Origin of the sequence: Corallibacter vietnamensis (assembly GCF_039537875.1) — a bacterium.
GTDB lineage: Bacteria > Bacteroidota > Bacteroidia > Flavobacteriales > Flavobacteriaceae > Corallibacter > Corallibacter vietnamensis.
Genome location: NZ_BAABBI010000001.1, coordinates 555,683 through 580,142 on the forward strand (window position 1 = coordinate 555,683; position 24,460 = coordinate 580,142).

20 protein-coding genes are annotated in these 24,460 nt (G+C 32.5%); 3 read left to right on the forward strand and 17 right to left on the reverse strand.

Annotated features, from left to right (window positions below):
* Positions 1-78: 78 nt before the first annotated feature.
* The 3 genes from ABD690_RS02555 to ABD690_RS02565 all read right to left on the reverse strand — a co-directional run bounded on the left by ABD690_RS02555 (position 79) and on the right by ABD690_RS02565 (position 4,087).
* A complete protein-coding gene (locus tag ABD690_RS02555) occupies positions 79-2,523 on the reverse strand; it encodes a helix-turn-helix domain-containing protein (RefSeq protein WP_344726733.1) in 2,445 nt (814 codons plus the stop codon).
* A 154-nt stretch (positions 2,524-2,677) separates the two neighbouring features.
* Positions 2,678-3,697 (reverse strand): phenylalanine--tRNA ligase subunit alpha, encoded by a 1,020-nt coding sequence (gene pheS / locus ABD690_RS02560; protein WP_344726735.1) that lies wholly within the window; start codon positions 3,695-3,697, stop codon positions 2,678-2,680.
* A gap of 33 nt (positions 3,698-3,730) precedes the next feature.
* A complete protein-coding gene (locus ABD690_RS02565; RefSeq protein WP_344726737.1) occupies positions 3,731-4,087 on the reverse strand; it encodes a hypothetical protein in 357 nt (118 codons plus the stop codon).
* Positions 4,088-4,290: 203 nt separating this feature from the next.
* Between ABD690_RS02565 and ABD690_RS02570 the strand changes: the two genes are divergently transcribed.
* Positions 4,291-4,830 (forward strand): CvpA family protein, encoded by a 540-nt coding sequence (locus tag ABD690_RS02570; protein WP_344729275.1) that lies wholly within the window; start codon positions 4,291-4,293, stop codon positions 4,828-4,830.
* Here ABD690_RS02570 and ABD690_RS02575 read toward each other — a convergent pair.
* From ABD690_RS02575 to ABD690_RS02590, 4 genes are all read right to left on the reverse strand, one after another.
* Positions 4,827-7,010, reverse strand: coding sequence for a PepSY domain-containing protein (locus ABD690_RS02575; protein WP_344726739.1), 2,184 nt, complete (start codon positions 7,008-7,010; stop codon positions 4,827-4,829). The genes ABD690_RS02570 and ABD690_RS02575 overlap by 4 nt on opposite strands.
* A gap of 225 nt (positions 7,011-7,235) precedes the next feature.
* Entirely contained in the window at positions 7,236-7,718 is a 483-nt protein-coding gene (locus tag ABD690_RS02580) for a DUF2271 domain-containing protein (protein WP_344726741.1), read from the reverse strand.
* A gap of 49 nt (positions 7,719-7,767) precedes the next feature.
* Complete coding sequence (locus ABD690_RS02585; RefSeq protein ID WP_344726743.1) at positions 7,768-9,249, reverse strand: ankyrin repeat domain-containing protein; 1,482 nt, start codon at positions 9,247-9,249, stop codon at positions 7,768-7,770.
* A 1-nt stretch (position 9,250) separates the two neighbouring features.
* On the reverse strand, positions 9,251-10,159 hold the full coding sequence (locus ABD690_RS02590; RefSeq protein ID WP_344726745.1) for a DUF6607 family protein: 909 nt from the start codon (positions 10,157-10,159) through the stop codon (positions 9,251-9,253).
* 101 nt (positions 10,160-10,260) lie between these two features.
* Between ABD690_RS02590 and ABD690_RS02595 the strand changes: the two genes are divergently transcribed.
* Both ABD690_RS02595 and ABD690_RS02600 read left to right on the forward strand, forming a co-directional pair.
* The gene (locus ABD690_RS02595) at positions 10,261-12,405 is read left to right on the forward strand and encodes a TonB-dependent receptor plug domain-containing protein (RefSeq protein ID WP_344726747.1); all 2,145 of its coding nucleotides are present in this window, start codon (positions 10,261-10,263) and stop codon (positions 12,403-12,405) included.
* Between the two features lie 11 nt (positions 12,406-12,416).
* Positions 12,417-13,601, forward strand: coding sequence for an HmuY family protein (locus ABD690_RS02600; protein ID WP_344726749.1), 1,185 nt, complete (start codon positions 12,417-12,419; stop codon positions 13,599-13,601).
* Between the two features lie 74 nt (positions 13,602-13,675).
* On the opposite strand, the gene ABD690_RS02605 is transcribed toward ABD690_RS02600, so the two are convergent.
* The 10 genes from ABD690_RS02605 to ABD690_RS02650 all read right to left on the reverse strand — a co-directional run bounded on the left by ABD690_RS02605 (position 13,676) and on the right by ABD690_RS02650 (position 24,451).
* Positions 13,676-14,332 carry a DUF2490 domain-containing protein gene (locus tag ABD690_RS02605; RefSeq protein ID WP_344726751.1) on the reverse strand — a complete coding sequence of 219 codons (657 nt, stop codon included), beginning with the start codon at positions 14,330-14,332 and terminating at the stop codon, positions 13,676-13,678.
* Between the two features lie 19 nt (positions 14,333-14,351).
* On the reverse strand, positions 14,352-14,978 hold the full coding sequence (locus tag ABD690_RS02610; protein ID WP_344726753.1) for a carbonic anhydrase family protein: 627 nt from the start codon (positions 14,976-14,978) through the stop codon (positions 14,352-14,354).
* 202 nt (positions 14,979-15,180) lie between these two features.
* Positions 15,181-16,770 (reverse strand): SulP family inorganic anion transporter, encoded by a 1,590-nt coding sequence (locus ABD690_RS02615; protein WP_344726755.1) that lies wholly within the window; start codon positions 16,768-16,770, stop codon positions 15,181-15,183.
* A gap of 93 nt (positions 16,771-16,863) precedes the next feature.
* The gene (locus tag ABD690_RS02620; RefSeq protein ID WP_344726757.1) at positions 16,864-17,160 is read right to left on the reverse strand and encodes a hypothetical protein; all 297 of its coding nucleotides are present in this window, start codon (positions 17,158-17,160) and stop codon (positions 16,864-16,866) included.
* 71 nt (positions 17,161-17,231) lie between these two features.
* Positions 17,232-17,984 (reverse strand): tetratricopeptide repeat protein, encoded by a 753-nt coding sequence (locus ABD690_RS02625; RefSeq protein ID WP_344726759.1) that lies wholly within the window; start codon positions 17,982-17,984, stop codon positions 17,232-17,234.
* A gap of 17 nt (positions 17,985-18,001) precedes the next feature.
* Positions 18,002-19,774, reverse strand: a complete 1,773-nt coding sequence (locus ABD690_RS02630; protein WP_344729277.1) for a BatD family protein — start codon at positions 19,772-19,774, stop codon at positions 18,002-18,004.
* A 9-nt stretch (positions 19,775-19,783) separates the two neighbouring features.
* Positions 19,784-20,620: a tetratricopeptide repeat protein gene (locus tag ABD690_RS02635; RefSeq protein WP_344726760.1), complete on the reverse strand. Its 837-nt coding sequence runs from the start codon at positions 20,618-20,620 to the stop codon at positions 19,784-19,786.
* 108 nt (positions 20,621-20,728) lie between these two features.
* A complete protein-coding gene (locus ABD690_RS02640; protein WP_344726761.1) occupies positions 20,729-21,766 on the reverse strand; it encodes a vWA domain-containing protein in 1,038 nt (345 codons plus the stop codon).
* Between the two features lies 1 nt (position 21,767).
* A complete protein-coding gene (locus tag ABD690_RS02645) occupies positions 21,768-22,772 on the reverse strand; it encodes a vWA domain-containing protein (RefSeq protein WP_344726763.1) in 1,005 nt (334 codons plus the stop codon).
* On the reverse strand, positions 22,772-24,451 hold the full coding sequence (locus ABD690_RS02650; RefSeq protein ID WP_344726765.1) for a hypothetical protein: 1,680 nt from the start codon (positions 24,449-24,451) through the stop codon (positions 22,772-22,774). The genes ABD690_RS02645 and ABD690_RS02650 overlap by 1 nt, the downstream gene beginning before the upstream one ends.
* Positions 24,452-24,460: the final 9 nt, after the last annotated feature.

Genomic DNA, 24,460 nt, shown 5'->3' on the forward strand with positions numbered 1-24,460 from the left:
ATGGCAAAAATATAGTTTAGTTCGGAACAAACCGAACCAAACGAAGTTAAATTGTTGTTAAATAAAATATAACAAATCTTAAAATGCCCTATTCAACTCATTTAGAACGAGTTTAATTTCACCATAACTATATTTATCGTGGAGTTGTGCTTTTAAATCGGAAAGATTTTCGAATGTTTTTGTGGATATAAGTTCTTTTAGCTCGGTGTAATGTTCTAAAGACACTAAATCGGTTATTTTTACTTCACCTGAAGGAATAAAACTAGCCAAATGTCCAAAAATAGTGTTTTCATTAAGTTCGCGTATATTAGCTATTTCTTCAATAGATTTTCCTTTTTTAAAGAGTTTTAATGATTCTTTTTGAGTATCACCTTTTTGGCGTTTTGGCTTTTTAGGTACTTCTTCTAACTCAACTTGGTTGGTAACTTCAATATCGTTTTCTTCAACAAATTTGGTAATAACCTCTAAAATTTCTTTACCGTATTTATCTACTCTAGTTTTACCCATGCCATGAATAGCCAGTAATTCTTTTGTATTTGTTGGCAATAATTCGCACATCGCATATAACGATTTTTGGGTGAAAATTTGAAAATGTGCTAAATCTTCACGTTCAGCAATTTCATTTCTCAATACGCGTAACAATTCAAAAAGATCAACATTTACAGTACCATCAATAACTTGTTTACGTTGTTTTTTAGGTTGCTTTTTGGCAATAAACACGGCATCGGTTCGTAATTTTAAATAAAAACTTACACTAAAGGCGTGTGGTAAGCCTTTAAAATACAGTAGTTTTTCGGTTAAAAGCTCTTCTAAAATGTCAAGTTGTTTTTCTAAATCTTTTTCTACTGCTTTATTATCGGTTGTAAAATTTAAAGCTTTTAAAGATGCTTCAATATTGGTTTTAGTTTGTTCATTAAAATAAGCAATTGCTTTAGCAAAACGTTCTTGTAGTGGTTCGCTGGTTTCTGGTATTTCGGTTTTTTCAACTAAATGTTGCAATTGACTTTTAAAAGTATTACCAACTTTTAGCAAATTTGCAACGGTATCTTTTATTGTAATTGCTGGCGTTTCAACGTTACCTTCAATACTGCCTCGGTTTTTGTAAAAAATATCTAAAACACGATTTGTAGGATATAAAAAGGCATAAAAATTAAAAAGTTCGGCAATTAAATCGAGTTGAAAATCGCGCTCCGATTCTAACAAAACCTCTTCATCTGGCTCGTTATTTGCAGCTTCTTCATTAAAGGTTAGCACATGGCTATCGGTTATAATTTGTTGCGGAGAAATTTTACTTTTTAACACCAAACCTTCAAGAGATTTACAACGGCTTAACGCCACATAAGTTTGCCCATGCGCAAAGGCAGATTCGGCATCAATTATGGCTTTTTCAAAGGTTAAACCTTGACTTTTGTGTATGGTAATAGACCACGCCAATCGTAACGGTATTTGCGAGAAACTGCCTATTCTATCTTCGGTAATTTCTTTTGTTTCGTTATTTAAGGTGTATTTTATGTTTTCCCACGTTTCAAATTTTGTAGTAATATCGAAATTATCCTGCGGACATCGCACTACAACTTCGTCTTTGTTTAACGCAATAACTTTACCTATTTTGCCATTAAAATATTCCTTTTCTTGAGAGCTATCGTTTTTTATAAACATAACTTGAGCACCTACTTTGAGCTCTAAAACAGCATCGTTTGGATAGGCATGCTCTGGAAAGTTACCATCAATAGATGCTTTGTAGGTTTTGGGTTTTTCATTTAAATCGGAAAGTTTTTGCTCGTTTGTGGCAATGGCTTTTCGGTTGTGGGTTGTTAACGAAATGTAACCATCTTCCTCGTTTGCTATAAAATTAGGCTGATATCTTTTATTTAATTCATTAGCCGATTGTTGCGTTAATTTATTATTTCTAATTTCATTTAAAATATTTATAAAAATGGGATTTTCTTGTCTGTAAATGTGTTTTAACTCTATGGTTATGGCTTTACTTTGCTGATATGCCAAACTACTAAAGAAAAAGGCATTTTGGTAATAGGGTTGTAATAGTCGCCATTCGTTTTCTTTAATTACTGGCGATAGCTGTTGCAAATCGCCAATCATGAGTAATTGTGTGCCGCCAAATGGTAACATTTTGTTTTTAAAACGACGTAAAACTTTATCGATGCCGTCCAGTAAATCGGCACGAACCATACTTATTTCATCAATAACCAAAAGGTCTAACGACCTAATTATATTGATTTTTGTTTTACTAAATTTTCGGCTAAATTTAGAGCTACTTTGCAAATTATCATTTGGCAAAATAGGACCAAAAGGCATTTGAAAAAATGAATGAATAGTAACACCTTTGGCATTAATGGCTGCTACACCTGTTGGCGCCACAACCACCATACGCTTATGGCATTCTTTTTTTAATTTATGAAGAAACGTAGTTTTACCAGTACCTGCTTTACCCGTTAAAAATATATTACGATTGGTTTTGGTAACAAAACTCCAAGCGAGGTCAAGTTCTTTGTTTTCCTTCATGTTGTAAAAATATGTATGAAGATAGTTTTAGTTTTATGAAAAAGCAAGGTGTGATACTTTTCTGAATAAAAAAACCCTGATAAGTTCAGGGTTTAATATCTATTTATTTTTTTTGATATCCTGAAATGAGTTCAGGATAACGTATAATTTTGTGTTACAATGCCGACTTAAACTGCTCTAAAAAGCGTACATCGTTTTCGCTTAACAAGCGGATGTCTCCTATTTGATGTAGTAGCATAGCAATACGGTCTATTCCCATACCAAACGCAAACCCTGAATATTCTTTAGAATCTATACCACAGTTTTCTAACACATTAGGATCTACCATACCGCAACCCATAATTTCTAACCAACCAGTTCCTTTTGTAATACGATAATCTACTTCGGTTTCTAATCCCCAATATACATCTACTTCTGCACTTGGTTCTGTAAACGGGAAATACGACGGACGTAAACGTATTTTACTTTTTCCAAACATTTCCGTAGTGAAATATTGAAGCGTTTGCTTAAGATCAGCAAAACTTACATCTTTATCTATATACAAACCTTCAACTTGATGAAAAAAACAGTGCGAACGCGCAGAAATAGCTTCGTTTCTGTAAACACGACCTGGTGAAATAGTTCGAATTGGTGGTTTATTGTTTTCCATATAACGCACTTGTACCGAACTGGTATGCGTACGTAATAAGATATCAGGATCAGTTTGAATAAAAAACGTATCCTGCATATCACGTGCTGGATGGTATTCTGGCAAGTTCAACGCTGTAAAGTTGTGCCAATCGTCTTCAATTTCTGGACCTTCGCTTACATTAAATCCTATACGCGAAAAGATATCAATAATCTGATTTTTCACAATAGATATTGGATGACGTGCACCTATTTCAATAGGTTCTCCAGGACGAGACAAATCACCATAAATACCTTTATCTTCTTCTTTGCTCTCTAACTCTTCTTTTAAAGCGTTTACTTTATCTTCTGCAGTCTTTTTTAAAGCATTGATAACTTGACCAAATTCTTTTTTCTGGTCGTTAGCTACATTTTTAAATTCTTTAAAATAATCATTAAGCAACCCTTTTTTTCCAAGGTATTTAATTCTAAATGCTTCAACTTCATCTTTAGTTTCTGCTTTGAATGCTTCTGCTTCAGCAATAAGTGCTTTAATCTTGTCTATCATGATATCAATAAAATGAGTGCAAATTTAGTAAATCTATTCAATAAACTCTGCTTCTAAGAAATAATTGACAATGGCTTCTTTCATTAAAACACTTTGCTCGCCTGCTTTAAGGTGAGGCAATTGTTCTTTTACTTTATAGTGTGGCCAACCATCGTCATCAAAAAAATCAAATTCATAATACCCATAAGGTTCTAACAACCTACAAATGGCAATATGCATCAAATCTAGTTTGTGGTCTTTTTTAAAACGACGGTGTATTTGTCCTAATTCCTGAACGCCAATAAGGTATATAATGGCATCTAAATCTAACGTGTCGCCATCAGCAAACTGCACAGATAGCTTATTAACCAAAAGTTCCCATCGTTGTTTTAACTGTTCGTCTCTAGACATATATATTTTCCCGCGGAAGCAGGAATCTCAATTTAATTAAGTTGCAAAGTTAAAAAACCTTGATATTTAAACCTACAAGGTTACAGAAACCTTAAAAAAAGTTTTACTTATAATCTAGCCATTCTAGACTTGGCCAGAACTGACAAATTTAAGGCACAATATTTTTAACTATTAAAAAGTTATATTTGAAAAAAATTAACATAATGGCTGTTATTGATATTGTTTTAGGAGCGTTGTTGCTCTTTGGACTTGTAAGAGGGCTTTTTAAAGGGCTTTTTGTTGAAGTTGCTTCACTTGTAGCTTTGGTTGCTGGTGTTTATGGCGCCATTCATTTTAGTGATTATGCTGCTTCTTTTTTTGAAGATAGCGTAGATTGGGATGAAAAATATGTAAACATTCTTGCCTTTGCCATTACGTTTATAGTTATTGTTTTAGCAATTGCTTTAGCAGGAAAAGCCTTAACTAAATTAGCAGATTTTGCTGCTTTAGGAATTTTAAACAAACTTTTAGGCGCTGTATTTGGTGCACTTAAAATTGGGTTAATATTAAGCATATTGCTTATTGTTTTTGACAACATGAACAACACCATTCCGTTTGCAGATGAAGAAGATTTAGAAACGTCTATTCTATACAAACCTGTAAAATCTTTAGCTCCTATGCTGTTTCCAAGTATTTTAAACAAAGGAAAAGATGTTGATGAAGAAACTGTTCCTGAAGACACTCAAGAACAAAGCGACACTTAATAGCAGTCGCTTTTTATTTGTTGGTTATTTTGATAATAGCTCAACGGTTTGTTATTGTAAGTCGTAACAATATCTTCTAATACACTTATTACGCCTTTGTGCATTGCTAGCGAACCACAAATCATAATCACACCATTATTGTAAAGCGTTTCTGCAATACATTTTGCGTCATTATGCAACGCATCTTGCACATATTGTTTATCTTCTTCTCTAGATAAAGCTAGTGAAAACGTGTTTAGCTTTTCTTCAGAAATAAGCGCGTCTATTTGATTTTTATACATCTTAAATGATTCCGTTGTTCGCAGTCCAAAATATAAATGGGTTTCTGTTTTTTTGTTCTGCTGAAGCATTCCAAGAAATGGCGCAACTCCAGTTCCGTTTGCAATCATAATAACGCGTTTTGCTTTTTTAGGAAAATGAAACGCAGAATTTTTTACCAAACGCGCTTTTAGTTTTGAGTCTATTTCAGCGTTATGTAAAAACCCTGAACCTAACCCTTTATCATGTAGCTTCACACTTAAATGAACATTTCCGTTTACTTTTCCTATAGAATACAAACGCTCTCTATAATCGTTTTTTGGATAGATAGCCAATAAATCGCCCGAAGTAAATTGATGGTGTTTTTTAGGTTTTAAGGTGATAAAAAACGTGTCATCAGTATTGGTTTCTGTTTTGCTAACTACCTTAATTTTTTTAAGCTGCTTGGGTTTGGTCACTAATTGCTCTTGCGGAATATTCACAGTAATTCCTGTAGCGTCGCACCACTGATTGACCCATTGATTAAACGCTTCAACCGACTTGTCATTGATGGTAAACACAGGAACATCTTGTTGAAATAATTGCTGTAAGGCTTTATCAGCATCAAATGCAAATTGGCAAAAATCAGGATAAGCTAACGAGCCAAATCCAACTACTGAAAACTGCAAGCTGTTTGCATTGGTTTCCGATTGTAGTTTTTGTAAAAACATATTGGCGTTTGTTGGTGCATCGCCTTGACCATAAGTCGCAGTCATGATTACCAAATGCTTTGCTTTTGGATACTGTTTGTAGGCATTCATTTCGGTAATTACTGCTTTTTTTCCAGTAGCAATAAGTTGTTTGTAAAACGCATTGGCATAATTTATCGTGCTTCCGTTTTCTGAACCCACAAGAATAACAATTTCGGCATCTTGAGGTTTAAACTTATTTTTCAATCGGCTTTTACGACGTTTTAAAGTCATGGCAAACCCAGAATAGATAAAAAACAAAATATTTGCCGTTGCAATGGCTAAAATAATAGACCATAAAATGCTGCCTTTTCCGGTGTGTAAATTCACACTTAAATTAGAAAACAGCGTGACATTAGGTAGTTGTATATCACTTAAAACATCACCTGTAAACTGATTAACAAGTAACTCTTTATTCTTTAATTTTACTGTAAAATAATCTTCTACATCACTAGAAAAAGGGAATTCAATAGCTTTTACTTTAGAAAGTGGTGTGTTTTTAAACACTTCAAAATCTGATAACGGTTGTTTTGGCGTTTCATAAAGCGCATCAAAATCTACTTGATGTGACATTTTAGCTTCTGGTAAAGCATCAAACTTTTCTAACGACAAATACACACCTGTAACCGTAATAATGATGATTGGAATTAAAGACAAACGTCCTAAAACGACATGCCAATACTGGTTAAAATCTTCATTAATTATTTTTGAAAAAAAGCGCTTAAAACCACGTTGTCGCTTTATGATTAGGACAGTTCCTGTAACAGCAATTAAGCACAACAAGAATGAACATAAACCTACAAAAAATCGGCCGACGCTTTTTAAGAATAACGACCTATGGAAATTGGTTACCCATTGAAAAAAAGGTGATGGTTTTAGCTCTTCACCAAGATATTGGGCAGTAACAGGATTAAAATAACCACTTAAATCGTTTCCTTCTTCAGTAAATACCGAGGCAACCACAAAATCATTACCATCAACTTTTATGTCAATAATTTCAGGATAAGTCTCTTGAAAAACAGTAAGTGTTTCAGCAAGTGTGATGTTGTCTAAATCGGCAACATGGTAAGGTTCTAATTGTTCGGAAATAGGCTGAAATGCCAGAAGAATTCCGGTTACAGAAGCTAAAACGATAAAAACAAAAGAAGATACAGCCAACGCAAGGTGACTGTATCTCCAAATGGATATGGTCATAATTTTTATTTTGAGACTTCGAGCTTACATTCCGGCTATACGCAATGTGATACATTCGAAGTGACAATTATTATAATCTTGTCATTCCGCACTTGATACGAAATCGATTAATTTTAAAACACAGTGTCAATTTGGATCCTGAATCACGTTCAGGATGACAGTTCGCCTTTTCTTTTCAGACGTCTTGTAACCTTCGACTTCATCTTCGCCTTCAATTTCAACGCATTAATTCGGCATCATTCTGATATAGCGAATAAAGCCTTTACCTTCGTGTTTTCCTTTGATGTTTTCAATTGTTAATGGAAATTGTACATCATCAACAAAGTATTCATCATCTTCAACAGCGGTTTCAAAACGGATGCTGTAACCTGCATCTATTTTAGAGTCTTCAATATCTATCACTTCTATAGCGCGTTCGCCACCAGCAACTGTTGCGCCTGTGATTGCATCAATGTTATGACGTTTTTTGCCATAAAATTGCCACCATTCTTCAACTGTATTGTACCACTCATCGTCATCACCTTTTACATACAAGGTTTTTTCATAAGCTCCTTCTGGGTTGATTAACGAAATCACAATGTAAGCGCCTTCTCCTGTATAATTCGTCATTTGAATCATACACTTATACTTGGTAGATTCTGTTAAGGTTGTAAAGGATACTAATCCTAAAACTAAAATGCTTAAAAGGGTTATGTGTTTTAATTTCATGTTTTAATCTTTTTATTGAGATCCTGAATCAAGTTCAGGATGACATCATTTATTTTAAGAATTTAATTGAAATATTATTCTTTTTTAGTAGCTCATTTTCTGAAGCTAAATCGTAAGCTGTTTCATCAAAATCGGTAGTGATAGTTTTATCAGCACCTTGTTCTAAAAGGAATTTTAAAATGTTATCATCTTTTGCTTTCATCGCTGCAATTAGCAAAGCGGTATTACCTTCTTTGTTTTTAGCATTAATATCTTGACCAAATTCAGTAGCCATTTTCAACAGCTCTAAACTGTTTTTTTCAACAGCTAAATGATACCAAGTGTTTCCATTTTTTTGAGGCGCTTTTAGGTCTAAACCAGCTGCTTTTATAAGCTCTAATTTTTTTGTAAAACCGTCTTTATTTCTGTTTGAATAACCACTAATAACATAGTAAGCTAGATTGTATCCATTTGTATCTGCTAATTTTACATTAGCGCCGTTATCTATCAAGAAATTGACAACCTGCGGACTATTGTTTTGTATTGCAAGCATTAAAGGGGTTTCTCCTTTTTTATTAGCTTGATTAATATTTTCAAGTTTATAGGTATACAATAAGCTTACTACAGCTAAATCGTTTCTAGAAGCGGCATTTAAAAATGGTGTATTACCATTGTGATCTTTAGCATTTACATTTAATCCGTTTTCTAAAAAGTAATTAATGACTTTAGTATCTTTTGATCTTGAAGCAAGCACATGCAACGGCGAAACACCTTCGTGGTTTGTTGAATTAGGCTTTAATCCGTTTTCTTCTAAAAATTTGTAAACCTCTAAACCATTGGTCTTTCCGCGTGTTCCATAAGCAGCAAACATAAATGCTTGATCATTTCCTTTAACACCTTTATTAATAAGCTTGTTCATTAGCCTTGTATTACCTGTTTTGGCTACGTAGTTAAAGGCATTGTTACCATGAGCATCTGTACTTTTTAAATCTAATCCTTTTGATACAAAAAAATCTATTAATTCAAAATCAGTATTATAAGGAGCAGACAATAATAAAGCGTTAGCTCCATCAGGGTTTAAGTCTGTTTTTAGGTTTGCGCCATTAGCGATACAAAGCTCATAAACATCTGTATTTTTTTGACCTGATGACGCTGCAAAGTTTAAAATAGTGTTTCCTTTATCGTCAGTTAAATCGGTTTTTGCACCTTGATTTAAAAGGTGTTTCATTAACTCAACATTACCTTTATAAGCTGCCCAAAAAATATAGGTTCTACCATCGTGAGTCAATTTATTGACATCATTACCTTTTTGAGATTGCAGATAAATAATGGTTTCTAATGGTGCGTTTTGTAAAATCGCATACACTACACCATCAAAATTATTCCTGTTTGCCTCAGCAGGATTGTTGCCTTCTTTTATTTTTTGCTCTATGATTTCTGGTGTTGGTTTTGTATTCCAAAAATCACGACTTAAAAAAATATTGTCCTGTGAAAATCCTTGTAAGCCTATCAGTATAGCTAATACAAAGATTTTTAGTTTAAAATTTTTCATTTTACTTTTTTACAAATGATTCAATTAGCGGATTTATTTCATCTGCTGTTTTATAGTTTTCCTCGTCAAACAAATACTTAAAAAGCACTTTGTTATCTACTTTTTCTTCTAGAGATAAGTCTTTATTTCTAGCAAAAACCTCATCCCATTTAGCACGCACAATAGCCCATTTTGCTTGATTTTCTTTCCAGTAGTCTTGAGCTGCTTTACATTTACTGTCTTCAACTTTTACATAAGTATTATAACCTTTTTCTTGAGCTAATACGATATCTTTTTTACCATTTTCACGAATAACTTTATCATTATCTTGATCGTGAATCCAACCGTTATCAACGATTTCATGACGGTTGCTTCTTACAGTAACGTTATAGTCGCTACGCTTTGTGTATTCACGTCTTGGTAGTGGTGCAGATGTTGTGCTCTCCCAGTAGCTTTTACCATCAACATGTACCCAAGAAGCAGATCCTTCATAACGAGGACTATCATCTACTTGAAATACTTTTTGTGACCACTGACCTTTTACTTTATCTTTTGGAAGACTTACATAAGTCCAGTTATTATCATGGTTGTACTCGTATAAATCTGTGTTTTGGTATTCCCAATCCTGTCTCCAGTGCTTTACGATATATGGGTGTTCTTTAGAACCAACAATTAGTAAGTGTTGCATTGAGATTTTGTCTTTGCTGTCTTCTACCAATTGTACCCACTCTAAACCTTTATCATGTTTTACTTTTGATGGTATATAAGTAGAATCTCCTGAGTATTCGAAAGTTTCAGCAAAGTTAAAAGTCACTTCATAACAACCACACATATCTTTAATGGCTTTTTGATCTTGCTTCTTTTTACTTTGAGCTGTTACGTTTGATAAGAATGCAAGTGCAAGAAATGCTGATAGAACTATTTGTTTCATTTTTAAGGTTTTGATTTGTGTTTAAAAAAAATTAAAAAATACCATTCTTATTTAGACTGATTTAAAATAAGATTATATATTTGCAGCAAATTTAATCAAGAATGAGTCTAAATAAAAATAAAATCCTCATTTATTTTACACTTTTTTTCTGCTCACTTACTTTTAGTCAAGTAAAAGAAAAAGATTCTAGTAAAACCGAGCAGCTTAAGGAAGTAGTAATAATAGGAGAAAGTAATGTAATGTCTGTTAGTAAGAAACTGTTTACTGTTGGAACAATTAATAATAAAGACATTGCAAATGTTGCTGGAAATAATTTAGCTGATGTATTATTCAACAGCTTAAATATTACAATAAACCCTGACTCATCTGATGGTCGATCAACTATAAGCTTATTTGGTTTAGATGGACAATATGTTAAAATATTAGTAGATGGAATTCCTGTTGTTAGTGATAATGGGCTTGGCAATAACATAGATATCACTCAAATAAATATAGATGATGTTGAGCGAGTAGAAATTGTAGAAGGCTCCATGGGTGTTTTATATGGTGACAACGCAGTGGCTGGTGTTATTAATATTATTACTAAAAGAGGCCTAAAAGACAATGGTTGGGAGCTTCAATTCTCACTTCAAGAAGAAACTGTAGGTAACGAGTTTGAGATATTTGATAGAGGAAGACATATTCAAAATTTTAGAGCTACGAACCAAGTTAATGAAAAGTTATCCTATTCTATTGGTGCTTCACGTAATGATTTTGCTGGTTTCTACAACGGATATAAAGGGAAAAATTATGTCAATATTCAAGATGGAACAGTTATAAACGATAGTTTACGTGGTACAGAATGGAATCCTAAAGAACAAATTACGGTATCTGCAAATGTTGATTTAGATCTAGGTAAGCACAACTTATTTTACAAACTACAATATTTCAATGAAGAACTAGATATATTCAATAGAATAGTAAATGGTAGATATCAAAACGGAGTTCTTAATCCAACAGCTGTGGATGAAAATTACTCAACCAATAGATGGGTAAATAATTTGAATATCTCTGGCCCATTGATTGGAGTTACAAAATATAATTTTTCGTTTTCATATCAGAATCAAAAACGAAACTATAAAGAATTTGTTTACAATATTTTAGAAAAGCGTACTCAATCTGTTGAAACTGATGCTGAAAGTCAATCATCTGAAGTTTGGTACTCAAAAGCATTTGTAAATAATATAATACCTAAATCAAACCTTTTTAACCTGCAACTAGGTTATGAATTTACACATCAAAAAGGTTTTGATGCTATTGCTACAGGTAGTTATTCAAGTGATGTAGTTGAAAACACTATAACTAATTATGAATTATTTGGTATTGCCGAATTTCAACCATTATCAAAGTTATCTATAAATCCGGGTGCACGATTTACACATAGCTCTCAATTTAATAATCACTTAATTTGGTCGCTGTCATCAACTTATGATTTTTCAGATAAATTAAAGTTAAAAGCTGTAGTTGGCTCTGCCTATAGAGCCCCTAACTTTGAAGAACTCTTTTATTACTTTGTAGACTCAAACCATAATGTAAGAGGTAATCCAGAATTACAACCAGAAGATGGTATTTCTGTTTTTGTAAACTTAAAAGACAATTTTAGAATTTCCAAAGAAGGCTTTTTAAATTCTAACTTTACGTTCTTTTATATTAACCTAGAAGATGCTATAGCCAGCATTACTACCGAAGATGAAGATGGTAGAATTCTCTTTACACAAGATAATATAGATTACAGTAAACGTATAGGTTTCACCTTAGACAATAGTTTTATTTATAAAAACTGGAATATCGGTTTGGGTGCCACATATTTAGGCATTACAAATGCTATCAACAAATCTATTGACAATGACTCTGACTATTTATGGAGTTTAAATTTACAAACATCACTAACATATAACATAGAAAAGTGGAACACATCTATTTCTAGTCAATTAAAATATACTGGTAAAACACAAGGTGTATTTAATAATACAAACGGTGAATTGTTTATTGGAGAAACCGATGCTTTTACATGGTTGAATGCCTCTATAAGAACAGAATTTACCCCTAAAATAAGTGCAACACTTGGCGCAAGAAATCTATTAGATGTTGTAAATATTAACACAGGGACTTCTGCAGGAGCACATTCTACCTCTACTGCCACTACACGATTAATTGGTTATGGCCGATCATATTTTTTAAAACTCACGTATAACTTAAATTTTTAATACTAATCATTATGACAAACAAATTTCTAACACTAATATTATTGATAGCAACGACACTTTTTACAAGTTGCAGTAGTGACGATGACAACTGGACTCCAACTGTATCAACACCTCCATCTTCTGGTGGCATTATAGATCCTGAAGTAGGTGGTTTTAATCAGCCTAATCGTGTTTATGTAGACTTAAGTACTGGAGAACAATTGGCAGTGAGACGTGATTCTTGGGAAATCGCAGTATATAATGGTTCTGAAAACAGGGTGTTTCTTAACAGTGCCTTATTAGTATCTGCTGCCGAATTAGATGGTATTACTGACATTACAACAGTAACAGAGGCTACAACATTAACTTCTACTTTAACTTTAAACACATTAGATCAAAATTTTACTCCTACAACTGTAACAGTAAATACTGTTGCTGAATTAATACAAGGGTTACCTGTCGGTTATTTGCAATATGGCGATCTGGATGCAGGTATTTCTTTTACAGACAGTAAAGAAGGTGAGTTAACAGGTACTGCTTTTGGAGAAATATCTACTACTGACAGTGAAAACAATGTTTACATTATAAATTTAGGAAATGAAATCCCAACCACAAATAATGGTACTATAAATACTACTGGAGACGCAAGAGGGGTTATGAAGGTTAGAGTTTTAACTAACGGAAGCAGCTATACAATACAATATGCAGCGTTAAGTAACACCACTGATTTTTCTGAAATCACCATAGCGAAAGACAACAGCTATAATCTTACAGCTATAAGCTTAACAGATGGACAAATTGTAAATAATGAACCAATGTCATCAAATTGGGACATAGATTTTGGAGGAGTGTTTTCTTACTATGGTCTTCAAGGAAACTTAGCAGCTGGATTAACCTATTCTGATTACACATTACATAATACACTTGGAGGTGTTGGTTTGTATCAAATTACTGTTGAAGATGATTCTACGCCAAGTTATGTTGATTTTACTTATGATAACGTTACGGAAGCTAGCTTTGTATACAACAATCGCGCTGTTATAGGAAGTGGTTGGAGAAGTGTTGATTATATGAGTGGTGAAACTTCAGTTAAAGAGGACACCTATTATGTAATAAAAGATACTGATGGGAACTACTATAAATTACGATTCACCGCTGTCGAAAGCGAGGCAGGTGAAAGAGGCTATCCACAATTTCAATATGAATTATTACAATAATTTTTATATTTAGTTAGTTCAAAATAAAAGAGCCGCTTTAGAGCGGCTCTTTTAATATTCTATGTTTTTTAGTTTTAAAAGGTTACAAAGGTCATAATGTTAAACTGATCTCTGCTGCTTTTCTCAAAAAACTGATTCATATAACCAGCTTCTATCTTTACGTTTTTACTCACTTGATACCCTAAACCTCCGTAGGTTCTATTTCTATCAAAAACCTCACTTTCTGTGTTTAAAAAAATCTCATTGTATCCTGATAGATAGTACTTACTTGTTTTACTAAAAGGTATATTTATACCTAAAAAGTAACGAAATCTCATTTTAAAATCACTTTCTACAAAACGTTGTTCAAAGCGGTATCTGTGATTTAGTTTTACGGCTCCTAACTGTTGCTTTGATATAAATTGCTGATAAATTCTGTGTTCATTTACAGATTCTTTATTATCTGTATTTGCTATATAGTTTTCAGACAAAATATAACCGTACCCTAACAAAACATTAGCTTTTCCTTCATTAAAAGTGTAGCCTAATCCTGTTCGTAACAACAGCTGTTCTAAATCTCCAATGGCATTATAATTTCTATATTGTACTTCGTGATGAATGTTCCATTTGGAATTTATTTTTTTGTTTCCAAAATAAATAAGCCAATTACCAAAGTCACTGCCTTGAGCATGTAAAAAGCCAGGTAGTGCAAACATAAGTGTGAGCACCACCAAACTTATTTGCTTTTTCATAAATTACCGTGTTACTCTATTAATAAAATGTAACAGATCCAGTATTTATGTCGTACATAGCACCAACAATCATAATCTCTCCATTCTTTTCCATTTCAGATAAAATTGGACTTTCTTGGTGAATTCTTTCAATTGTTAATTCAACATTCTTTTTTGATACTGTATCTACAAACTCAAGATTTTTAGAATTTCTTAAGCTTTCATCTTGAGGTTCACTTACAGCGTTTACAGCTGGAGTTATTTTCTCTATTAGCTTTGTAAGGTTACCCATTTCTGCGTGGTCACAAGCTCCTTTTATAGCACCGCAACTTGTATGTCCTAACACTACAATTAGTTTTGTTCCTGCTAGTTTACAAGCAAATTCCATACTACCTAAAATATCTTCGTTTACAAAATTTCCGGCAATACGCACACTAAAAATATCTCCTAATCCTTGATCAAAAACCAATTCTGCTGATACTCTAGAGTCTATACAACTTAAAATAGTTGCAAATGGAAACTGACCTTCACTTGTATCATTTACTTGCTCTAATAAGTTTCTGTTTGCTTTTAAGTTTTTTTGAAATCTTACATTTCCTTCTTTTAAGAATTGCAATGATTTCTCTGGTGTCATTGTTGCTTGTGATTCTTTAGTATGTGCTTTCATAATTTTTATTTTAATATTTTATATAATTAGACTACTACAAACAAGTAGCCTATCTTAATGTTTAAATGTGTATTGTTTAAGTTTTATTTTACATCAAACTTAAGTAAGTTATTTTTAAAGACAATATAAAAAGACCTTTATAAGCATTACTTACAAGGTTATACAACCTATATAGCTTAAAAAGCTAAAATTGTATTTAAAACTAACTTAAGCTTTTGTTTGATTTTGGACGTTCTCTAAAAAACTCAATAAAACTTGATGGGTTTTCTACAATGCCCCGTTTTGAAATAAGTTTAATATCTATATTTCTTTCTCTGGCTTTGAAAAGAAAATCTTCTAGAATCTCTATAATATCATTATCAAGATATCTAGTATTAATAAGATCAATTTCTAAATATGTGTTTTCAGGTAAATTATCTAGCTCTTTAAGTATTGCGCCTTTATTAAAAAACGTTACTTCTTCAGCAAGGGTCATTTTCACTCTATTTTTATTACTATTTTTCTCTTCAATATGTAAAAAGTGAGAGTTTTGATAGCTCTTTAAAAGTATTACTACAATACCAACCATAAGCCCTAATCCTATACCAAATAATAAATCAGTAAACACAATACCTACTACTGTTACAATAAAAGGCGCCCATTGTTTCCAACCTAGTTTATACATAGTTTTAAAAAGTGATGGTTTTGCTAATTTGTAACCAACCACTAATAAAATAGCTGCTAATACCGAAAGCGGAATCATATTTAACAATCTAGGAATCAAGATAACTGAAATAAGCAGTAAAAACCCGTGAATAATGGTTGATAATTTACTTTTTCCTCCTGATTGAACATTTGCAGAACTTCTAACAATTACTTGAGTTATTGGTAAACCACCTATTAGTCCCGAAATCATGTTTCCTGTTCCTTGAGCTAGTAACTCTCTATTAGTTGGTGTAACGTTTTTATCTGGATCTAATTTATCAGAGGCTTCAACGCATAATAATGTTTCTAAACTTGCTACTAATGCAATAGTAAAAGCCGTTACCCAAACATCCACATTAGTTATTGCTGCAAAGTTTGGAAAACTAAATTGATTAAAGAAATCTGAAGCACTTTCTGGTGTTGGCACACTTACTAAATGCTTTCCGGCTATAGCAAAAGACCCATCTTTAGTAAAATTATAAAATATTATCCCTAAAACTACAGCAACCAATGGTCCTTGAACAAGTTTAAATATTTTACCTTTTTTAGAAAGCACACGATCCCAAAGTATCAAAATAGCTAAACTAACAATTCCTATTAAGGCAGCACTTGGATGGATATTATTTAAAACAGAAAACAACTCTGATATGGTATTTCCGCCATCTATTTCAAAAAACTCTAAATCCCAAGCTGATTCTTCATCATAACCAAAAAAATTAGGTATCTGTTTTAAAATAATAATAATTCCTATACCGGTAAGCATTCCTTTAATAACAGATGAAGGAAAATAGTAACCTATAACACCTGCCTTTAATACACCAAAAAGCAATTGAATTGCTCCTCCTAAAACTACAGCAACCAAGAAGTTTTCATAACCTCCTAAACTGCCTATTGCGGTTAATACAATTGCAGCTAAACCAGCTGCAGGGCCACTAACGCCAACTTTAGAGCCACTTAAAGCTCCTACAACAATTCCGCCAATAATACCAGCTATTAATCCTGAAAACAAGGGAGCTCCACTGGCAAGAGCAATACCTAAACATAATGGTAAGGCAACAAAAAACACGACTAAACTCGCTGGTAAGTCGCTTTTCAAATTTTTAAACATGAAATAAATTAATTAAAATTAAAAATAAAGTACATGTAATAACTTTATCTGTTAAGGATAAAATTACCACACAAGTGTAAGTTTGTTAAAAAATTAACTTATTTCAGGAGGCGGAGATACACACTCTATTACATGTGGTGTGTAATTTTTTAAGTAAGATGTGTAGGATTTTTCTTTTTCTAAATCTAAAAGTGATAAGTAATACTGTTGATTTTCTAACAGTTTTACTTCAAAAATCTTAACCGTTTCAGAATTATTGCTTTCTTCTTCACAAACATTAAAAAAAGCAGCCGTATCAAATGATTTTTCAACCAAAGAAATCACTGTTGGCGCAGAGATGAACAACGTGAATAAGGTTATAAAAAAAATTGACACTGCTTTTTTAGGCATATCTAATAAAGATTTGAGCTACAAATATACGACTTTGAAAGCTCACTATTTGTGTTAAATAATAATAATTTCTAAAGCGCTTTAATGTCTTGACTTGGTATCCATCCTGATTTGCCATCAGAAAGTTTTATTTTCTTCCAATTATTTACGGTATCAAGTATTTGAACTTTTGTTCCTTCATGAAGTTTAAAGGCTTCTGCACTTCGTAAATTAGGTTCACTTTTTACTTGACTCTCTTTTGCAAAAACAATGGCTGGATTGTTATTGTTTACAAGGTTTTCTTGATGAAATGCTAAGCCTAAAGCAATACCTGCAAAAATTAAAAATCCCATTCCTGAAATAAATAGAATTCTTTTTCGTGATGTATTGTAAACAAAATAATACCCTATAAATAGAACAACAAAAAGTACAACACAAACTATTGATGTTATTGCCCAACCATCAAAATTCATAGTACCAGAAATACTGTTTATACTTTTTGAAAAACCAACTTCTGGCACAGTATCTATAGCATCAATGGTCATGTTTCTTGCAAAGGCTATATTATTTTTTATTTCTTGATCATTAGGAGATAACTGCAACGCTTTTTCAAAATAATAAATACTAGGCGCTATGTTATTAAGTTTATAATGCGCATTTCCTAAATTATAATAAAGCGCTGATGAATGCTCTCCGTTTTTTATTATTTCCTCATATTTTGAGATGGCATCTTTATAGTTCCCATTATTGTACAACGTATTTCCTTGTTCAAATAACACACTGTTTTTTTGGGCGTTTACTGAAAACGTAATAACAGCAAATAATATGTAAATGATTTTTTTCATAATATCTTCTTAAACGTTTACTGTATTTGTTTATCTATTGCTGAAATAGTTTTTGCTGCCTTTTCATAGTCTTGCTCCATTTCCACTTGTGTAATAGGTGTATAACGCGCCAATTCACAGTTTTTTAGAATACTCACAAACTCAACTATTGTAGCTTGACTTACTTGCTTTTCTAATAATAGATTTTGAATTTTATCTTTTGAAAAATCACTAGTCTCAATATGTAATTTTGCTTTCAAGTAATTATGCAATGCTTTTTCTAGAGCCACATAAAAAGCTTCTTTCTGTCCTAATGCCTTTTTAGCTTCGCTTAAATATTTTTTAGCTAATTTATCAGCCTTTCTTATTTTATTACCAAATACATCTGCATCGCGCTCTTGCTTTTTTCTTCTGTATAAAATAGCTAGAGGTATCGCTAATAAAGGCAAAAACATTGCAGACCAAAAGCCTAAAGATCTAAAAAAACGTGGTTTTTTAATAGGCATTAAGTTAGGGTCTGTCTTAACAAAAGCAAACTGATTATTGCTCTCAACAACACGTTGTTTGCTTCCGCTTGTAGAAGTTATATCTTGATTTTCAGAAGTGTTTGTTGGTCCTTCTAAAACTGAAATCACTTGTTCGTCAGAATAAACGGTTTTATAACTTTCTGTTTTTAAATCAAAATAAGAAAATGAAATACTAGGTATTGGATATTTTCCTTTAAACTGTGGTACAACGGTATAACTATCAGAAATACTACCATGCATACCGTTTAGATTTGTTCTCACGTTTTCTGAATGTTCAGGTTCATAAACCTCTAGAGAACTTGGCATATTTATCTTTGGTAACTCAAAAAGTTTTAAGTTTCCTTTACCAGAAACCTCAACTTTAGCTTGTAAAGATTCTGAAGCGTTTAACTCGCTTTTTGATGTAATTACTTTAAAATCAAACTCACCAACAGCTCCTGTAAAACCTGCTGGTTTTCCTGTTTCTGGTAATGGTTTTACCTTTATGGTTCTATTCCCTGCTGAAACTGTTTTGTGTACCTGATTTACCAATCTAGAACCAAAAATGTCACGACGATTTGTTGGTACTTCTACTGTAATATCAAGACTTAAAGGCTCAATATCTAGTTTTCCTGTTTTTTGAGGATATAAGACTGTTTTTCTTAAAACTACATAGCGATAATCTTCGCCTTTGTATGTGCCATTCTGAACTTTTAATCCTTTGATATCTATATTCTGACTCCAAAAATCGCTATACTTTGGGTTATCTATTTCTCGCCAATTACTTACACCAGTATTTGGTGATACATATAATTTGTAAACAACCGTTATCGCTTCATTTAGGTATGGATTTGTATTTGATATTTCAGCAACCAGATGAATATTCTCTGAAGCAATATAATCGGCATTATTACCATCTTTAGGTTTATCAACAGCTTTGGTTACCGTAACGGTAACAGGCGTTGTTTTATAGGTTTCACCATCAATCTCAATAGTAGCTTGCTGTATGGTAAATGTACCTTGTCTTTTAGGTGCTAAAAAGTAACTGTACGTTTTAGAGAATGATCGTTTTCCATTAATCCAAGAATTACTAACCGATTGATTAGGACCTCCAACAACCATAAAGTTGTTAAAACTTGGCGGATTAAAATTATCGCCATCCTTATTCATTTCAAAATCTACACGTAAACGCTCATTTACGCCTAAACGTTTCTTACTTACTTTTGCTTCAAATTTAATTTGAGCAGAGGCTATACTTGTTGCAAGTACTATTAGTGATATTGATATGTATTTAAAGATTTTCAGCATGTTTGTTTACCAATCTTTGTCTGTTTGTACTTTGACTCCTTTTTGCTTTTCAGCATTTATTTTTTCTTGAACTTTCTCTTCTTGATTGTTCATGGCTTCAAGCAAGTTTTTTATTTGTTGCGGTGATAACTGTCCTGGCTGTTGCTGTGGTTTTTGTTGTTCTTTCTTTTCATTATCGCCTTCTTTACCTTGGTCTTGCTTGTCATCTTTAGGCTCTCCTTTATCATCTTCTTGATCTTCTCCATCTTTTTTATCTTGATCACCTTCGTCTTTGTTATCTTCTTTATTGTCGCCTTCTTTGTCTTTCTGATCTTCTTGATCTTTATTCTCGTCTTTGTTTTCTTGATCTTCGTTTTGATCCTGATTTTGATCTTGTTGATCTTCTTGTTGTTCAGCACATTCTTTTGCTAAACCTAAATTGTAGCGTGTTTCTTCATCTGAAGGATTATTACGCAATGCATTTTTATAAGCTTCTACAGCTTCTTTACACTTTTTGTTTTGCATTAAGATATTACCAATATTATGATATGCTTTGTGCTTATTTTCTTTGTTTGTAGCATTTTTTGCCGCTTGTGTTAAACGATAAAGCGCTTCGTCTAGATTTCCTTTTTTGTAATAGGATGTTCCTAAATTATATGCGCCTGCAACATTGGTTTCTTGACTAGAAATGGCTTTTCTGTAATCCATTTCAGCTGCAATATAATCTTCTGAATTTGCTTTTTCGTTACCTTGGTACACATAATCGTTGGCTTTTTGCATAGCCAGCAATTCTTGTTCTTCTTTTTCTTGAGAAAAAGAAACGATTGTTACAAAGGTTAGTATGATTGTAAATAGGTATTTCATGTTCATTTTATTGCAAATAGCAAGTTATAAAACCCTGATTTTTTGTTCGTTAAAAAATTTATAAAATTCAACTGTTTTTGTCTATAAAAGCTGGATTTTAGCGTAAAACTATAGGTTTTCATTAAATAAATTCAACTTTTTAAGCCAAGCTGTTTTTCTTTCTAACAAGAAAATATCTATAAAAAGGAAGAAAAGAGCAAGTCCTAAAAACCATTGAAACTGATCTTTAAAATCTGCAAATTGTTTGGCTTCAAACTCCTTTTTATCCATTTTATTTAAAATATCTCTTATGCTTTCAACAACGCTGTTTGTGCTTCTTCCGTTTATGTAAGCACCATTTGCAGCATCTGCGATGTTTTTTAGTGTTTCTTCGTTTAGTCGGGTAATAACAGTTTCTCCTTGATTGTCTTTTTTATAGTTTAAAACAACACCGTTTCTTTTTATTGGAATTGGTCCTCCTTTTACATCACCAACACCTATTGTAAAAATTCTGATGCCTTCTTCACTAGCTTCTTCAGCTACGCTTGCTGCTGCTTCACTATGGTCTTCGCCGTCAGAAATAATAATTAACACACGATTTGTTTGTTCATCATCATTGTAATAGGTTTTGGCTAGTTCTATGGCTTCGTTTATAGCAGTTCCTTGTGATGATAGCATATCTGTATTCATGTTTTGAAGGAACATTTTAGCCGATGCATAATCAGTAGTAATTGGTAATTGTGGAAATGCTTTTCCTGCATAAGCTATAATTCCTACGCGGTCACTAGCTAAATTATTAATGATTTGCGTAACAAGTTGTTTTGATTTCTCTAGTCGGTTTGGAGCAATGTCTTCGGCTAGCATACTTTTAGATACATCTATAGCAAAGACAACATCTACACCTTCACGCTTAACGGTTTCTAGCTTTGTTCCTATTTTAGGATTTACTAATGCTATTGCTAAACATGCAAATGCCAATGACAATACAATGACCTTTAAAACAGATTTAAACAGTGATTGATCTGGACTTAATTTTTTAAGTAAGGTTTTGTCTGCAAAACGTTTTTGTGTTTTGTGTTTCCATAATTGAAGCAACAAAAAGCAAAGTATAATTGCTGGTATAACCAACAACATCCAAAACCATATTTTTTCTTCTAATTGATACATTTTAAATAAAACTTCTAAAAATGGTGAAACGCAATAACAATTCTAACAACAATAAAAGTCCTGCTAAAAGCACTAATGGACGAAACATTTCTTGGTAGTTGTAGAATTTAAATTCTTCAATATCTGTTTTTTCTAGCTTATTAATTTCTTCATAAATTTCTGCTAGCTTTTGATTGTTTGTTGCTCTAAAATATTTACCTCCTGTAGCTTCAGCAATTTCTTTAAGAAGTGCTTCATCAATTTCTACTTGAACTCGTCCGTATTGAAATGCGCCATTAGCTAGCATTGACACAGGTGACAAAGCCATTCCGTTTGTTCCAAGTCCTATGGTATAGGTTTTTATACCATATTCAACAGCTAACTCACTTGCTATTTTAGGGTCTATAAATCCGGTATTGTTAACACCATCTGTAAGCAAAATAATCACTTTGCTTTTGGCCTTACTATCCTTTAGGCGGTTAACGGACGTTGCAAGTCCCATACCTATTGCCGTTCCTCCTGTAATAATGTTATTATATTTAATGTCGTTTAGAGATCGTAATACAATAGATTTATCACTAGTAATAGGTGTTTTTGTATAGCTTTCTCCTGCATATTCTACAAGACCAATTCTATCATTAGGTCGTTCTTTTATAAACTGTGCTGCAACATTTTTAAGAGCTTCTAATCGGTTTGGCTTTAAATCTTTGGCAAGCATACTTGCAGAAACATCTATAGCCATAACAATATCAATACCTCGTGTTGTTTTGGTTTTTGTAGAAACATCAACTGTTCGTGGTCTTGCCAATGCTGTTATAATAAGACCTAAAGCCAACAGCCTTAATACAAACAGTGCGTGTTTTAGTTTAGGTAAAAACGAGTTTGTTGTTTTAAACCCATTTATGCTAGATATTTTTAAAGCAGCCGTTTGCTTTTTAAACTTAAAAATATACCAAAGCAAGGCTAATGGTAGTAATAAAAACAACCAGAAAAATTCTTTATTTAAAAATTCAAATCCTTCAAACATTATTCTACTTTTTTAAGTTCTAGAGAGTTCATCATTCTTTCTGCCATTTGTTGTGCATATACATCATCTGTTTCCCAGCTTATAATTATTTGCTGAATCACATTTTGTGCTGTAAAATGAAACATCATGTATTCGCCCTCTATAAAATTATCACTTTGAGCAAGTGGAATGTTTGCCGTTCCATATGTTTTTAAGCCTTCGGCGCCATTTGGTGTTACAAATTTTTCCTGTTTTACAATAATATTTTGATACCCTTTGGCTTCCATAGCTTTAATAGCTTCTTCTGAAACAGCCACCAAGTTTACTTGATTTTCGTTAGTGTTTTGCTGTCCTTGTTGAGGCTGCTGTAATTGCTGTTGTTGTGGTAACGTAGCTGTACTAACCATAATACTCAAGTTATCTGAAGCATTTTGATAACCAAAAGATGTAACTTGGCCTTGGGTACTTGTTTTAGGGGCTTCTAAACGCTTTAAAACTTCAGGTGTTGATATTGTTATTGGTGGCACACCATAATCACTTCGAACCCAATCGCCCTCAAGTAATTGCTTACTATCATTACCTACAATAGTATCTTTTACATAAGTAAAACCGTATTTTAAACCAAACCCAACAAATGTTGCTATTAGCAAACCTATTATTACTGTTACAGATAAAATAACTTTACGGCGTTTCTTTTTACGTTCTTGTTCTAATTTATATTGTTCGTTAAGTAATTTTTCTTCTTCACTAGGTTCTGGCAACACCTCTTTTACATGATCTATCTCGTTGTCTACAGTTTTTCTATCTAGTTTTGCTAATTCTTTATCTGGAGCAGATTTTGCAAACTTTACTAAATCGGCACGTTTAAAAATACTTTCTAAATTAGAGATTGTTTCCTTGCTTAAATCTATTTGGTTTCCTTCTTTAAGTAATTGTAGTCGCGAAATCAATTCGTCTGTTGTACTTTCTAAAGCATGGTCGTAAACTTTTTCATCAAGATATTTTCTGATGGCTAAAGTAAGTTCAGAATAGTATTCTTTATATTCTTCATGCTCTAAATAATGACTTTCATCTAATTTTTTTAAAGCTAGTTTTGCTCTGTCATATGGTGGTAGTAGTGCAATTTTTTCTTCTTCAGTAAGTGGTTTTTTTCGCCATAAAAACCAATACAATAAAAAGCCTACAACACTTAAAGCAATTAATACATAAAGCGGGATTTTCCACGAATTAGTCTTACTTTTTTCTACTGTGATGAATGGTTTTACATCATACAAACCTTGTTTTGTTGAGTCTACAACAATATTATTTACTTCAACTTTTAGCGAATCTGTAAATATGGTTTTATCACCAATAATAATTTTTTGTCTTGGTATTGTGTAATGCCCAGAATCAAATTGTGTAAGGCCATATTTTTTTATTAAGCTGTATTTAGCGTCGTATTTTGTTGTGTCAATATCATAAGATTCAATCATTTCTAGAGGAGAAAATGTTTGCCCTTCAGGAAAAACAACAAGATCTGTAGAGTCTACTTCTACTTGAACTTGATACGTAATTTGCTCTCCTATTCTAATTTTAGTAGAATCTATAGATGATGACACTTGAGCAAATGAAAAGCTAGATATTAAAACCAATAGTGCAAACAACGTTAATTGTTTTAAACTATTGATTGCAAATTTTTTATATCTAAAATTGTTGTTCATAAATCTAAA